At 66.2% G+C, this 14,926-nt stretch carries 11 protein-coding genes; 3 read left to right on the top strand and 8 right to left on the bottom strand.

The genetic code is table 11. The features are described 5' to 3' along the window. Positions 1-50 precede the first annotated feature (50 nt). Positions 51-1,556, top strand: a complete 1,506-nt coding sequence (betC, locus tag EI545_RS14090; RefSeq protein WP_125326062.1) for a choline-sulfatase — start codon at positions 51-53, stop codon at positions 1,554-1,556. Positions 1,557-1,813: 257 nt separating this feature from the next. Here the strand turns inward: betC and EI545_RS14085 are convergent, their stop codons facing one another. After that, a complete protein-coding gene (locus EI545_RS14085) occupies positions 1,814-3,427 on the bottom strand; it encodes a GMC family oxidoreductase (RefSeq protein WP_125326061.1) in 1,614 nt (537 codons plus the stop codon). Between the two features lie 139 nt (positions 3,428-3,566). Further along, positions 3,567-4,037, bottom strand: a complete 471-nt coding sequence (locus EI545_RS14080; RefSeq protein ID WP_125326060.1) for an OsmC family protein — start codon at positions 4,035-4,037, stop codon at positions 3,567-3,569. A 135-nt stretch (positions 4,038-4,172) separates the two neighbouring features. On the opposite strand from EI545_RS14080, the gene EI545_RS14075 reads away from it, so the two are divergent. After that, positions 4,173-4,859, top strand: coding sequence for a hypothetical protein (locus EI545_RS14075; RefSeq protein WP_125326059.1), 687 nt, complete (start codon positions 4,173-4,175; stop codon positions 4,857-4,859). A gap of 21 nt (positions 4,860-4,880) precedes the next feature. On the opposite strand, the gene EI545_RS14070 is transcribed toward EI545_RS14075, so the two are convergent. The 5 genes from EI545_RS14070 to bcoG form a co-directional block, all read right to left on the bottom strand. Continuing rightward, the gene (locus tag EI545_RS14070) at positions 4,881-5,684 is read right to left on the bottom strand and encodes a carnitinyl-CoA dehydratase (RefSeq protein WP_245990046.1); all 804 of its coding nucleotides are present in this window, start codon (positions 5,682-5,684) and stop codon (positions 4,881-4,883) included. Continuing rightward, on the bottom strand, positions 5,684-7,675 hold the full coding sequence (locus tag EI545_RS14065; protein ID WP_125326058.1) for an acetate--CoA ligase family protein: 1,992 nt from the start codon (positions 7,673-7,675) through the stop codon (positions 5,684-5,686). The genes EI545_RS14070 and EI545_RS14065 overlap by 1 nt, the downstream gene beginning before the upstream one ends. A gap of 270 nt (positions 7,676-7,945) precedes the next feature. Next, positions 7,946-9,109, bottom strand: coding sequence for an acyl-CoA dehydrogenase family protein (locus tag EI545_RS14060; RefSeq protein WP_125326057.1), 1,164 nt, complete (start codon positions 9,107-9,109; stop codon positions 7,946-7,948). Further along, positions 9,109-10,575: a carnitine 3-dehydrogenase gene (locus tag EI545_RS14055; RefSeq protein WP_125326056.1), complete on the bottom strand. Its 1,467-nt coding sequence runs from the start codon at positions 10,573-10,575 to the stop codon at positions 9,109-9,111. The genes EI545_RS14060 and EI545_RS14055 overlap by 1 nt, the downstream gene beginning before the upstream one ends. A gap of 151 nt (positions 10,576-10,726) precedes the next feature. Further along, the gene (gene bcoG, locus EI545_RS14050; RefSeq protein WP_125326055.1) at positions 10,727-11,641 is read right to left on the bottom strand and encodes a 3-dehydrocarnitine:acetyl-CoA trimethylamine transferase BcoG; all 915 of its coding nucleotides are present in this window, start codon (positions 11,639-11,641) and stop codon (positions 10,727-10,729) included. A 68-nt stretch (positions 11,642-11,709) separates the two neighbouring features. Between bcoG and EI545_RS14045 the strand changes: the two genes are divergently transcribed. Further along, positions 11,710-12,675, top strand: a complete 966-nt coding sequence (locus EI545_RS14045) for a GlxA family transcriptional regulator (RefSeq protein ID WP_125326054.1) — start codon at positions 11,710-11,712, stop codon at positions 12,673-12,675. A gap of 73 nt (positions 12,676-12,748) precedes the next feature. Here EI545_RS14045 and EI545_RS14040 read toward each other — a convergent pair whose 3' ends face one another. Beyond that, entirely contained in the window at positions 12,749-14,758 is a 2,010-nt protein-coding gene (locus EI545_RS14040; RefSeq protein WP_125326053.1) for a M3 family metallopeptidase, read from the bottom strand. Between the last annotated feature and the right edge of the window lie 168 nt (positions 14,759-14,926).

The raw sequence follows: 14,926 nt of genomic DNA, 5'->3' as shown, positions 1-14,926 counted from the left end.
GACCGGCCCGGACAGTCTGGCACCGCAAACCCTTGCCGGAAAGGCCGTCGATGACCACCCGCCCCAATATCCTTGTCATCATGGTCGATCAGCTGAACGGAACCCTGTTCCCCGATGGACCTGCCGCGTTCCTGCACACGCCGAACCTGCGGCGGCTTGCCGCGCAATCGGCCCGCTTTGCCAATTGCTACACCGCCTCGCCACTTTGTGCCCCGGCCCGCGCGTCGTTCATGTCGGGCCAGCTTCCCAGCCGCACCCGCGTCTACGACAACGCGGCCGAGTTTGCGTCGGACATCCCCACCTACGCCCACCACCTGCGCCGCGCGGGCTATCACACCGTGCTGTCCGGCAAGATGCATTTCGTCGGCCCCGACCAGATGCACGGGTTCGAGGAACGCCTGACCACCGACATCTACCCCGCCGATTTCGGCTGGACCCCGGATTACCGCAAGCCCGGTGAACGCATCGACTGGTGGTATCACAACCTGGGCTCGGTCACGGGCGCGGGCGCGGCCGAGATTACCAACCAGCTGGAATATGACGATGATGTCGCCCATCAGGCGATCCAGAAACTCTATGACCTGTCGCGCGGTCTGGATGCCCGGCCCTGGTGCCTGACGGTCAGCTTCACCCACCCGCATGACCCCTTCGTCGCCCGGCGCAAGTACTGGGACCTGTATGAAGGCGCCCCGGAACTGGAGCCGCCCGAACCCATCCCCTACGCTGCCCAGGATCCCCATTCCCAGCGCCTGATGGATGCCTGCGACTGGCGCGCCTTCGACATTTCGCCCGACCAGATCCGCCGCGCCCGGCAGGGCTATTTCGCCAACATCAGCTATGTCGATGACAAGATCGGCGAGATCCTCGCAGTGCTGGAGGCAACGCGGCAAGAGGCGTCCATCCTGTTCGTGTCCGACCATGGCGAAATGCTGGGGGACCGCGGCCTGTGGTTCAAGATGAGCTTCTTCGAAGGCTCGGCCCGCGTGCCCCTGATGATTTCGGCGCAAGGTGCCGCCCCAGGGAAGGTGGACACCCCGGTCTCGTCGATCGACCTTGCCCCGACGATTGCGGCCCTTGCCGGCATCTCGATGGCCGAGGTGGCACCCTGGACCGAAGGGGTGAATCTGCTGCCAGTGACCGAAGGCGCGCAGCGCCCCGCCGTGGCGATGGAATATGCCGCCGAAGGGACGATCACCCCGATGGTCGCCCTGCGTGAAGGCGCATGGAAATACATCCGCTGTCCGGCCGACCCGGAACAGCTTTATGACCTCGCGAACGATCCGGCGGAACGGCAGAACCTTGCAGCCGATCCCCGCGCGGCCGAAGTGCTGGCGCATTTCCGCACCATGGCCGACCGGCGCTGGGACCTTGCCGCCTATGACGCTGCCGTCCGCGAAAGCCAGGCCCGACGCTGGGTGGTCTATGAGGCGCTGCGCAACGGCGCCTATTACCCCTGGGACCACCAACCGCTGCGGGCGGCGTCCGAGCGCTACATGCGCAACCACATGGATCTGAACCTGCTGGAAGAAAGCAAGCGCTTCCCGCGCGGCGAGTAATCCAGCGGAGCGGGCAAAGCCCGCAAGCCAATACATAGCGCTCAGGGGGCGCTCGCGCCCCCTCTTGGCCGTTCCGGCCAATTCACCCCCTGAGAGTATTTCGAAAAGAGCAAACCTGCAGAGTTGCTCTTTTTCAAATACTCAAACAGAACGCCGAAGCTGGCGCACCGGCTGGCCTGCGCGACCGGTGTCAGCTTGCGGTGGCAAGGCCGCTGGCGGGGGCTCGATGCCCCCGACGGCGGCGGCTGGTTCAGGGGTCAGCGGGCGTCAGCCAGCACCAGATCGGCGCCCTTCCAACCCATCAGCATTGCCGGGGCGTTGGTGTTCCCCGCAATGATCGTCGGGAAGGCGCTTGCATCGATCACCCGCAGCCCCGCTACCCCATGCACCCGCAGCCGGGCGTCCACGACCGACGTCGCTGCATCCGGCCCCATCCTGCAAGTGCAGCTGGGATGGTAGACCGTCCCTGACCGCGCGCGGAAATCGGCAATCAGCGCCTCGTCCGAAACCACCTCCGGCCCTGGGCGCAATTCCTCGCGGATCAGCCGCGCCAAGGCTGGCTGCGCTGCGATGTGGCGCAGGTACTTCACCGCTGCCAGCATTTCCTCGACATCGTGGTTGGTCGAAAACGCATTCGCCGTGATCACCGGATGCTCCCCCGGATCAGCCGAGCGCAGGCGGATATGCCCGCGACTGGTCGGGCGGCAGTTCGACAGCCCGATGCTCATCCCCGACCAGGGGTCAGGTGACAGCACCGGGCGTTCCCCGTCCCGCGGGATCAGGGTCGAGAAGGCTTGGAAGTAAAGCTGCATGTTTGGCCGGTCGAGGTCTGCCCTTGTGCGGAAGAACCCACCCGCGTGGTTGATGCTTTTCGCCAGCGGCCCGCCCCGGAACAGGAGGTACTCCATCCCGGCACGCAGCTTGCCCCACCAGGGGCGCAGCGCGTCATTGTAGGTGGGCACGTTCATCGACCAAGTGTAGTTGACCCCCTGATGATCGCTCAGATGATCGCCCACGTTCGGATTGTCGCGCAGCACGGGCAGCCCGAGCGACTGCAAGAGACCGCCCGGCCCGATCCCCGACAGCTGCAACAGCTGGGGTGAGTTGATCGCCCCCCCAGCAAGGATCACTTCGCCCTTCGCCCGCAGGACCTGCGGTTGACCGCCCCGCGTATAGGCGACCCCCACGGCGCGGCCATCTTCGACCAGCACCCGCGTCACCATGGCCCCGGTGATCACCCGGACGTTCGAGCGCTTCATCGCCGGGCGCAGAAAGGCCCGGGCGGCAGAGTTGCGCCGGCCATTCCTGATCGTCATCTGGTACACGCCAGCGCCTTCCTGACGGGTACCGTTGAAATCCGGATTCTCGGGCAACCCGCCTTCGCCACAGGCGTCGATGAAATGCTCGACCAGCGGATGCAGACCGCTTTTGTTGGCCGACACGAACAACGGCCCGTCGCAGCCGCGCCAGTCATCGGCCCCGGCCTCGCAATGCTCCATCTTCTTGTAGGCGGTCAGGCAGTCATCCCAGCCCCAGCCGGGATTGTCGCGGCCCCAGTCGTCATAATCCGCCTTGTGCCCGCGGATATAAACCATCGCATTGATCGAGGATGACCCGCCCAGCACCCGCCCGCGTGGCCAGTGATCCCGGTTTCCGGCAAGCCCGGGATCGGGTTCGGTCTTGTAAAGCCAGTTCACCGCAGGGTCGTAGAACAGCTTGCCATAGCCAAGCGGCATATGGATGTAAAACCGCCGGTCCGATCCGCCTGCCTCCAGCACCGTCACCTTGTGGCGGCCATTGGCGGAAAGCCGTTCGGCCAGCACGCAACCGGCACTGCCCGCGCCGACGATGATGTAATCGGTCTCGTCCATGTTGCCCCCCGGCACGTCGGGGCACCCTAGCCGTCACATCGGGACGGAACCCAAAGGAATACGACACCAGATGTCGCAACTAAGTCGCCAGCCGTCAGGCCCGTGCTGGGGTACGGGACGGGGCCAAGCTGACATCAGATCAGCCGGAAACCTCGAAGACGGGCGCATAGTCCACCGGGAAATTCACCGACCGGGCGATGAAGCAGACCTCGTGAATCCGGTGATGGATCGCTTCGGCCTTGGCAAGATCGGTGCCGGCCTGAACCCCCACATGCGGCCGCAAGGTCACCTTGACGAACCGCCCCGCCCCCCCGCGCCCGACCTCGCCCACGCCAATCGGGCTGTCAGAATACGACGTCACAACGATCCCCGCGTCCGAGGCATAATGCAGATACCACAGCATATGACAGGCCGAGAGCGCGCTGAGCAGCAGATCCTCCGGGTTCATCTTGGCAGGGTCACCCCCGAGCAGCGGATCGTTGGAGCAGTGCACGGGGGCCTTCCCCGGCACCGCGATATCCCAAGTCCGGTCATAGGCCTTGTAATGCGCTGTCCCCTCGCCGCGGTTGCCGGTCCACAGGATGCGGGTGGTGTAGTCGTGGGTGGGCATGGCACTGCTGTCCTTGTGCGTTGCGTCCCCACCTCATTACCCCGGCGATACCCGCAGACCAAGCACCGGCATGGCAGGATTGGTCACCAGCGTGGAAATGGGCTACACCTCACCGGGTTCAATCGGAGACCGGGCATGCGCTTTTTCGACTTCAGCACTTGGCAGGGGGTTTTGACCTCTGTCCTTGGCCTTGCCCTCTTCGCGTTGATCGGCGTCGGCATAAGGGTTCTGATGATGCTGACGCTGCAACAACGGCAGCAGCGGATGAACCGGCAGATCAACGAACGGCTCAAGACGCTGATTGCCGCCTACCGGACGCTGGGCGGGTCGTTCACGGGTGAGCTGACGGTCAACCCGTCCCATCTTCGCGACTTGCGCGTGGCAGAGGCCGAGGCAGACACAGCCACTGCAGCGCCCGGGATGGCAGAGCCGCCCGACCGTCCAAGGCGCATTCGCGATGCGGTTGAGGGTGCCCTCGCCGACATCCTGCTTCTGGGCACGGATGATCTGGTGCGTCTGGCCGGTCAGGCGGCAAGCGACATGGCGGCGGGGCGGCCGATCCGGACGGCAGACCTTGTCATCGCACTCCGCGATTTCATCCGCGAAGCGCTGGATCTTGACCCGGTTCCGGCAAGCGTCAGCATTCCCTTGCAGGGTCCCACCAGACCTCAATCCACCAGCGGACGCGGCGGCAGAACCCGGGCCGAGGGAGAGCGTTCCGGCGGCAGGGCCGGTGGTGGTGGCGGCGGTGGCGGCGGGTCGGGCGGCATGGGAATGGGCCTTGCCGGGGGGCGCAGCGATGGCACGACCCCGGATGTCTGATGCAGACGCTGCAGGCTAAGCCTACCGCCCCTTCCACACCGGATCGCGTTTTTCGGCAAAGGCCAACGCCCCTTCCAGCTGATCCTCGCTGGAATAAAGCCGGTCCACGGTCGGCATCTGCCGCTTGGTGATGCGGTTAAGCGCGTCCTGAAACCGCATGTTCTCGGCCTCGCGCACCACCTCCTTGATCGCGGCGTAGACCAGCGGCGGGCCAGACTCCAGCAAGCGCGCAAGGTCCCAGGCCTTGCCCAGCAACTCCTCGGGTGCGCAGACCTCTTTCACGATCCCCCAGCGCTGCGCCTCCTCGGCGTCGAACCAGCGGCCGGTCAGCAGAAGGTCCATCGCCACATGATAGGGGATGCGCTTGGGCAGCTTGATGCTGGCCGCATCCGCCACGGTGCCCGACCGGATTTCCGGCAGGGCAAAGGTCGCGTTCGTCGAACACAGGATCAGGTCCGCCGACAGCGCGAATTCCAGACCCCCGCCGCAGCAGATGCCCTGCACGGCGGCGATCACCGGCTTGTTCAGGTTCGGCAACTCTTGCAGGCCGGCAAACCCGCCCACCCCATAGTCGCCATCCACCGCATCCCCTTCGGCTGCGGCCTTGAGGTCCCAGCCGGGACAGAAGAACTTCTCCCCCGCCGCGCGGATGATGCAGACCCGCAGGGAGTCGTCATCCCGAAAATCCCGGAACGCCAATCCCATGATCCGGCTGGTCTTCAGGCTGATCGCGTTGGCCTTTGGCGCATTCAGAGTGACCTCCAGAATGGCCCCCTCCCGGCGCGTCTTGATCGGGCCTTCGGTCCGCATCTGCATGTTTGGCATCACACCCTCCTGACCAATGCATCCACCGCCACGGCGCCGGTCTCGCGCACCATGATCGGGTTGATCTCGATTTCCTCAAGGCTTTCATCCGCCAGCATCAGCGCCCCAAGCCGCACTGCGATGTCAGCCACCGCCGCCATGTCCGCCTTGGGTCGCCCCCGGTAGCCGTCCAGCAGCGGCCAAAGCCGCAAGCCCCGCGCCGCTGCCAGTACCTCGGCCTCGGTCACCGGCAGCACCAGCGTCACGGTATCGGCCAGCACCTCGGCCGTCACGCCGCCGATGCCCAGGGTCAGTGTCGCGCCATAGACCGGGTCACGCCGCAGCCCCAGCAACACCTCGGCCACCGCCCCTGTCACCATTTCCTCTACCAGATAGCCGGTAGCCCCCGGCATCGCAGCCTGCCCGTCCAGCGAGGTCAGGCCCAACCGGACCGCTCCGGCTTCCGTCTTATGGGCAAACCCAAGCCCCTTCAGCGCGTAGGGCGGGCGCAAACCCACCGCCCCTGCCGCAGCATCGGCAATCGTCGCCCCGGTCACCGACTTCGGCACCGCCACCCCGGCAGTCGCCAGCAGCGCCTTCCCTTCCGCCTCGGTCAGCATCTGCCCCTCGCGTGGCGGCAGAGCGGCAACAGGCCGCCACCCCGCCACCCCCGGCAAGGTCTGCGCGGCCTTGATCGCGGCAAGCGCGGTTTCCAGACCCAGAAGCGTGCAGATGCCCTGATCCATCATCCCCTGCACCCGCGCCTCGCCAAAGTTCTCGGCGATCAGGGCAACGGGGAAGGCAATCTTCCCGGTCGCCTGTTGCGCGGCAACAATCGCATCCAGCGCCGGCTGATAGCTGGAAGGGTCACAGCGGTCCGCGCGCGGGGTGTCGATGATGTAAAGGCCCGCGTCATAGGCCTCCAGCATGGCGCTGAAAACCTCCGTCGTCTTGGGCCCGTCGCCCCAGATGAAGGTATGATAGTCCAAAGGGTTGGAGATTGTGGGGATCTCCCCCAGCACCGCAAACAGCCGGTCATGCGTTGCCTGCGGCACCGGTGGAAAGTCGATCCCAAAAGGCGCGGCAAGGTCCGCGACCAGCCCCGCCTCGCCCCCCGAACACGACAGCGAACAGATCCGCGTCCCGATCTGGGGGCCATGGACGTGAAAGATCTTCAGCGTCTCGATCAGTTCGGACGGCGTGTTCACCTCCGCCACCCCGATCTGCCGCAGAAACGCGCTGGAGGCCGCCCCTCCCCCCGCCAGCGACGCGGTGTGGCTTGCAGCAGCGGTCCGCGAGGATTCCGTCTTGCCGGACTTGATGACAACGACCCCCTTGCCCATGGCACGCGCCTTCTCTGCCAGCGCGGCAAAGGCCGGGGCATCATCAATCCCCTCGATATAAAGCCCCACCGCAGTGACGCGGGGATCATCCAGCAGCGCCCCGGTCAATTCGGCCAGACCAACGACGGCGGCGTTGCCCAGACAGGCGACATAGGCAATCGGCAGCCCGCGCGCCTGCATGCCCATGTTGATCACGATGTTGGAAGACTGGCTGACCAGCGCCACGCCACGGTCAACCCGGACCCCGCCATGCTGATCCGGCCAGAGCAGCGCCCCGTCCAGATAGTTGATGACGCCGTAGCAGTTCGGCCCCAGGATCGGCATTTCTCCCGCAGCGGCCACAAGCCTGTCCTGCAGCCCCGCCTCTCCCGCCTCCTCCCAGCCCGAAGCAAACGAGATCGCCCCACCCGCGCCCATCGCGGCAAGCTCGGCCACCACGTCGAGCGTGGCAAAGCGGTTGACGCCGATGAACGTCGCATCCGGAGGCTCAGGCAGATCAGCTAGGCTGGCATAGGCCTTTAGGCCGCCAATCTGATCCTTGGTCGGATGCACCGGCCAGACCGGCCCCTGAAACCCCATCTTCCGGCACTGCTCGATGACGTTCAGCGCCCAGCCCGCGCCCAGAACGGCAATGTGGCGTGGTCGGAGGAGGCGGTCGAGGCGACTCATTCCCGGCCTCCGGCCCGGCTGACCCCGCCGGGGGCTGTCTGCCCCCGGACCCCCGAGGATATTTGTGGACAGAAAATGAGAACACCCCGCCCCGGAGACCGAAGCGAGGTGCCATTTCCCGTCGCGGTCATCGGCGTCCCCGCCTGTACCGCCGCACAAGATTTGCGCATTAACGTTAACGCGTGGTTACCAGAAACAAGGAAAGCGTACATTTTCTGTCCCTAAATATCCCACGGGGGTGCGGGGGTGTGAAACCCCCGCTTCGACGTCTCAGCCACCCACCGCCCGCAGAAGTTCGCGGCTGATGATGTGGCGCTGAATCTCCGAGGTGCCCTCCCAGATCCGCTCCACGCGCGAATCCCGCCAGATGCGTTCCAGCGGAAGCTCGTCCATCAGGCCCATCCCGCCATGGATCTGGATCGCCTCATCCGCGACCATCGCCAGCACTTCGGTCGCCTTCAGCTTCGCCATCGCCATGTCGGCTTCGGTGACTGTGCCTTGGTCGTATTTCCAAGCCGCCTCGCGCGTCAGGAGTTCCGCGGCCTTCAGCTCCATCGCCATGTCGGCCAGCTTGAAGCTGACCCCCTGAAACTTGCCGATCGCTTGCCCGAACTGCTTGCGCTCCGCCGCATAGGACACCGCATGGCCCAGCGCCCGCTCGGCCCGGCCAAGGCAGGTGCTTGCCACCTGCAGCCGCGTCGCGCCAAGCCATGAGTTTGCGACTTCGAACCCTTTGTGCACCTCACCCAGCACGTTCGCCGCCGGCACCCGGCAATCGTCGAACTCCAGCACCGCGTTGGTATAGCCCCGGTGGCTGACGTTCCGGTACCCGTCGCGCACCGTGAAACCCGGCGTGCCCTTGTCGACGAAGAAGGCCGTGATCAGCTTCTTCGGCCCGCGCGGGGTCTGTTCCTCGCCCGATGCCATGAAGACGATGGCAAAGCCCGCAAGGTCAGCATGGCTGATGAAATGCTTCGTCCCGTTCAGCACCCAGTCCCCGCCGTCCAACCGGGCCGAGGCCTTCATCCCCCGCAGGTCAGACCCTGCGCCGGGTTCGGTCATCGCCAGGCAATCCCAGGTCTCGCCCCGGATGCAGGGCATCAGATACCGCTCCCGCTGGTCGGCATTCCCCGCCAGAAGGATGTTCGACGGCCGCGCCACGCAGGTCCAGTGCAGCGCGTAATTCGCCCGGCCGAGTTCCTTTTCATACAAGAGCCAGGACAGGGTATCGAGCCCCGCGCCCCCCAGCTCCACCGGCATGTTGGCCGCGTAAAGCCCGGCCGCCATGGCCTTTTTCTGCAACTCGCGGATCAGTTCCAGCGGCAGGACACCCGTCCGTTCGACCATCGCCTCATGCGGGTAAAGCTCGGTCTCGACAAAGGCGCGAGTCGTATCGACGATCATCGCCTGTTCTTCGGTCAGCCCGAAATCCATCACGCCCTCCCTTGCCCGACCGCGCGGCCCGCGCCGTCCGGCATGGGCAGCGTGGCATGCGCTTCCGCCACCGCGCGCAGCTTTGCCCAGACCTCTGCCGAAGCCGGCACCGTCTTGCCCGCCTTCATGTCGACATGCAGGCACAGCTGTTCCACCGTGGCCACGCACACCTCGCCCTTCATGATCCGCACAAAGCTGCGGAACCGCTTTTCGTCGGCGCTGATGATCTGCACCGTTCCGGTCAGCCGGTCGCCCAGCTTGGCCTCGCCCAGATGGCGGATATGCGTTTCGGCCGAATAGTAGCTGTGCCCCGCCGCGACATAGTCCATCCCGGCGCCGATCAGCCGCAGGAAGGCGTCCACCGTTTCCGAGTTGGCAAAGTAGTAACGGCTTTCCGTCATGTGACCGTTGTAGTCGATCCAGCCGGGCAGGACCTGCATCTGCGCCATGACCAGCGGCGCGGCCTTCGGGGTGGTATCCAGCCCCGCATGGAAGGCTGCGGCGCGGCGTTCGTCATGTTCGCGGAGCACTTTTCCAGCGCCCCAGTTCCGCTCCTTCAAGGCCCGCAGAAAGCCGACAAGGTTCTGGTCCCGGATGCGTTCCAACTCGCGGATCGTGTACATGCCGGACTGTGCGTCGGACTGGTTGGCCACAAGGTCCACCAGTTCCTCGTTGAACTCGGGCACGTCCATCAGCTTGGTCCATGGCCATTTCAGCGCCGGGCCGAACTGCGCCATGAAGTGCCGCATCCCGGCCTCGCCGCCCGCAATCCGGTAGGTCTCGAACAGCCCCATCTGTCCCCAGCGCAGGCCGAAGCCCATGCGGATCGCGTCGTCGATCTCCTCGGTGGTGGCGATGCCGTCCTTCAGCATCCACAGCGCCTCGCGCCAGACCGCCTCAAGGAAGCGGTTGCCGATGAAGGCGTCGATCTCATGCCGGATCACCAGCGGGAACATCCCGATGTCCTTCATGATCTGCACGGTCTTTTCGACCACCGCCGGCGGGTTCTTGTCGGACCCCGAGACCTCGGAAAGCGGCAAGAGGTAAACCGGGTTGAACGGATGCGCGACGATGATGTTTTCCGGCGCGGGCGAGCCCTTCTGCAGGTCCGACGCCTTGAACCCGCTGGTCGAAGACCCGATCAGCACGCCGGGATGGGCCTGCTGCAGTTGCGCGTAAACCTTGTGCTTCAACTCGATCCGCTCGCTGACCGATTCCTGCACATATTCCGCCCCCTCCACCGCCTCCCCGATGGTGCCGTGGAAGGTCAGCGTCCCCTCCACCGGCATCGGCACATCGCTCAGCGCAGGCAGCGCCAGCCGGGCGTTCGCCATGACTGCGGCAATCTTGCGCTCCGCCTCCGGATCGGGGTCAAAGACGCCTACATCCCAGCCGTTGAGCAGGAACCGCGCGGCCCAGCCGCCGCCGATAACCCCACCGCCGATGATTGCTGCTTTCCGTGTCATGCCTTGCCCTTTCCCGGGGTTCCCCCCACCCCATCCCTCCCCCACAAAGGGGGGAGGGAGGTGCCCTTCAATCACCGGTCCCGCCGCTTCCCGCCCGGCACTTCCCTCACCCCTCGTGGGGGAGGGAGAGGGTGGGGGGGCCGCCGTCAGGTCACCTCCCTACGAGAGCCCGCTTCTCCAGCTTCAGCCGCGCCCGCACTTCCGCCGGGGTGATCACCCGCGCGCCCATGTTTTCAACGATGCTCGCCGCCCGTTCCACCAGCTGCGCATTCGTTGCCAGCACGCCCTTCTCCAGCCACAGGTTGTCCTCCAACCCGACCCGCACATTGCCCCCCGCCAGCGTCGCCGCCGCCGCATAGGCCATCTCGTTCCGGCCCAGCGAGAACGCCGACCAGTGCCACCCCGCCGGCACGTTGTTCACCATCGCCATGAAGGTGTTCAGGTCATCCGGCGCGCCCCACGGCACGCCCATGCACAGCTGCACCAGCACCGGGTCCGGGATCACGCCTTCGCGCACCAGCTCCTTGGCCAGCCACAGATGCCCGGTGTCGAACGCCTCGATCTCGATCCGAACCCCTGCCGCCGTCATCCGCTTGGCCATATCGCGGAGCATGCCGGGCGTGTTGACCATCACATAATCGGCCTCGTTGAAGTTCATCGTCCCGCAGTCCAGCGTGCAGATCTCCGGCCGGCAGTCCACCACATGCGCCACCCGCTCCTCGGCCCCCGCCATGTCGGACCGGGGACCGATCCGGCCCATATCCTCGGTGCCCTCGAAATAGATGTCGCCGCCCATCCCCGCCGTCAGGTTCAGCACCACATCCGTATCGCTGTCCCGGATCCGCTCCGTCACCTCCCGGTAATACTCCAGCTTGCGGCTGGGCTTGCCCGTGTCCGGGTCCCTCACATGACAATGCACCACCGCAGCCCCCGCCTTCGCCGCGGCAATGGCACTCTCTGCGATCTGCTTCGGTGACCGGGGCACATGCGGGCTGCGATCCTGCGTCCCCCCCGACCCGGTCACGGCACAGGTGATGAAAACCTCACGGTTCATGGTCAGCGGCATGGCATCCTCCAATTTGCGCCCAGCATAGCCCGCTTGCCAGCCCGCGCTTTGCACTTTACGAATTCCCCATGACGGAAAACGCACTCTTTTCCCCCGCCACCGGCCCCCTGACGATCGCCTTCTTCGTCCTGCCCCAAGCTTCGATCCTTGAGGTCGCCTCGGCCCTCGACCCCCTCAGAAACGCCAACCGGCATCTGGGGCATGAGGCCTACCGCTGGCGCGTCGTCACCCCCGACGGCCAGCCCGTTCCCCTCACCTGCGGGATCGAGCTTCCCTCGACCGGCGACCTCACCCACGCCACCGGCGCCGACGCCCTGATCGTCATCGCCGGCTACCGCCTGGCCGAGGTTGCCACGCGCCCCCTGATCCGCGACCTCCGCCGCATCGCCCCGCGCTTCCAGCTTGTCGCCGGGATTGACGCCGCGCCTTGGGTCATGGCCCGCGCGGGCCTTCTGACCGGCTACCGCGCCACCGTGCATTGGGAAGACCTCGAAGACCTCGCCGCCGCCCACCCCGACACGACCGTCCTGCCGGATCGCTACGTCATCGACCGCAACCGCGCCACCATCGGCGGCGCTGCCGCCGCGTCGGATTTCATGCTGCAGCTGATCCGCGCCCGCCACGGCGCAGCGCTGGCCCGGCAGGTTGCCGCCAGCTTCCTCGCCACCGTCCGCAAAGGGTCCGAGCCGCAGATCGCCCCCTCCGCCCAGGACCCCGCCCTCGACCCCCGCGTCGCCCGCGCCGTCGCGATGATGGAGGCTGCGCTGGACACCCCCGCCCCCATCGCCGCCATCGCCGCGCGGGTGAACCTCTCTCCCCGTCGGCTGGAATCCCTTTTCCGCGCCGCCCTCGGCCTCACCCCCGGCGCCTATGCCCTCAGCCTCCGCCTCGCCGCCGCCCGCCGCCTGCTGACCGATACAACGCACCCCCTCGCCGAGATCGCGCTGCGTACCGGCTTTTCCAGCCCGGCAACCCTGTCCCGTGCGTTCAAGGCAAAGTTTGGCCAGCCCCCCGGATCGCTGCGCAAGCCGTGAGGCCCGTCCGGGCTTGACCCGGGACCTCTGGTGGGTGGAGGAGGCCCCGGGTCAAGCCCGGGGCGGGGCCACCCTACGCCGCGTCCAGCAGCCCCCGGCCCTTCAGCAAAGCCTCCACCCCCGGCATCCGCCCCCGGAACTGCAGATAGAGTGCTTCCGCCTCCTCCGACCCGCCCGCCGACAGGATGAACTTCTCCAAACGCCCAGCCACCTCCGGGTCAAACGGATCGCCCGCCTCCTCGAAGGCCGCGAAGGCATCGGCGTCCATCACCTCCGACCACATGTAGGAGTAGTACCCGGCAGAGTACCCGTCGCCGCTGAACACATGCGCGAAATGCGGCGTCGCATGCCGCATCCGGATCGCCCGCGGCATCCCCAGACTTTCCAGAACCTCCGCCTGCCGCTGCATCGGGTCACCCGGCGCGGCCCCGCTGTGAAACTCCAGATCAACCAGCGCCGAGCTGACAAACTCCACCGTGGCAAAGCCCTGGTCATAGGTCCCCGCCGCCAACAGCCGCTCCAGCATGTCGGCGGGCATCGGCTCCCCCGTCTCCCAATGCCGCGCATGGGCTTCCAGCACCGAAGGCACCTCCAACCAATGCTCGTACAACTGGCTTGGCAGTTCCACGAAGTCCCGCGCGACCGAGGTGCCGCTGATGAACCCATAGGTCACATCCGACAGCATCTGATGCAGCGCATGGCCAAACTCATGAAACAGCGTCCGCGCGTCGTCATAAGACAGCAGCGACGGCGTCCCCTTGGCGAAGTTGCAGACGTTCACCACGATCGGCCGCTGATCCCCGCCCAGCTTGCGCTGCGACCGCATCGCCGAACACCAGGCCCCTGACCGTTTAGATCCCCGCGCGAAGTAATCCCCAAGGAACACCGCCACATGGTTGCCCGCACGGGTAACCTCCCACCCCCGCACATCCGGGTGGTAGAACGGCCCCTCGATCTCGCGGAACTCCAGACCAAACAGCCGGTTCGCACAATCGAACTGCGCCGCCAGCATAGCCTCCAGACCAAGATACGGCTTCAACGCCGCCTCATCCAGATCATGCTCCGCCTTCCGCCGCTTCTCGCTGTAATAGCGCCAGTCCCAGGCTTCCAGTGGCGCGGGCAGCCCATCTGCGACCAGCATCGCCTCCAGCACGGCGGCATCGCCCAAAGCCTTGGCCTTCGCCGGCTCCCAGACCCGCATCAGCAGATCCCGCACCGCACCCGGGGTCTTCGCCATCTCCGGCTCCAGCTTGAAACTGGCGAAATCCGCGTATCCCAGCAGCGCCGCCCGCTCTGCCCGCAGCGCGAGGATTTCCGCCGCCACACTCCGGTTATCCGTCTCTCCGCCATTCGCACCGCGCGCAACCCAGGCCTCATAGGCCTTCTGCCGCAGCGCCCGGTTGGGTGAAAACTGCAGGAACGGCACGATCAGCGACCGGTTCAGCGTCACCACAGCGCCCAAACCCCGCTCCGCCCCCGCCGCCCGCGCGGCGTCCTGCACGAAGCCCGGCAGCGCGGCCAGATCGGCCTCAGACACCTCCATGAACCAGCTGCGCTCATCCGCCAGCAGGTTCTGCCCAAAGGCTGTCCCCAACACCGCCAGCCGCGACTTCACCGCCGTCAACCGCTCCGCCGCCGCGCCCTCAAGCTCCGCGCCGGACCGCACGAACATCTGCCGGTACAGCGTGAGCACCCGCAGCTGCTCTGCCGTCAGCGCCAGCCCCTCCCGCCCCGCCCACAGCGCCTCGATCTTTCCCCACAGCGCCTTGTTGTTCGTCACCTCGCTGGAAAACGCGCTCATCTTCGGCGCCAGCTCCCGCATCAACGCTTCGCGCGCCTCGGTGCTGTCGGCCCCGGCAAGGTTGTAAAACACCCCCGCCACCCGGTCCAAATCCCCCTCCGCCAGTTCCAAAGCCTCAATCACCTCGGCGAAGGACACCCCCGGCCCCTCGGCAATCGCGGCGATGTTCGCCCGCGCCCGCGCCAGTGCCTCGTCAAAGGCCGGTCCGAAATCTTCATCCCGCACCTGCGCGAAAGGCGGCAACCCAAAGGGCGTATCCCAAGCCTGCAGCAGAACATTCATGGCAAATCTCCTTTCCCGAAAAGCTAGGCCCGCAACGCCCCAAGGTCCACCCATGGGCTTGCTCTTTTCGAAATACTCTCAGGGGGTTTGGGGGCAGAATGCCCCCATTGACCGAGCCGGTTGCGCGCCTGCGCGCAGAGGCGAGACAAATGACCAGCGCGGAACGCG

Origin of the sequence: Tabrizicola piscis (assembly GCF_003940805.1) — a bacterium.
GTDB classification, from domain to species: Bacteria; Pseudomonadota; Alphaproteobacteria; order Rhodobacterales; family Rhodobacteraceae; genus Tabrizicola; species Tabrizicola piscis.
Note: the sequence above shows the minus strand (reverse complement) of the source record. Positions and strands in the feature narration are given on the sequence as shown.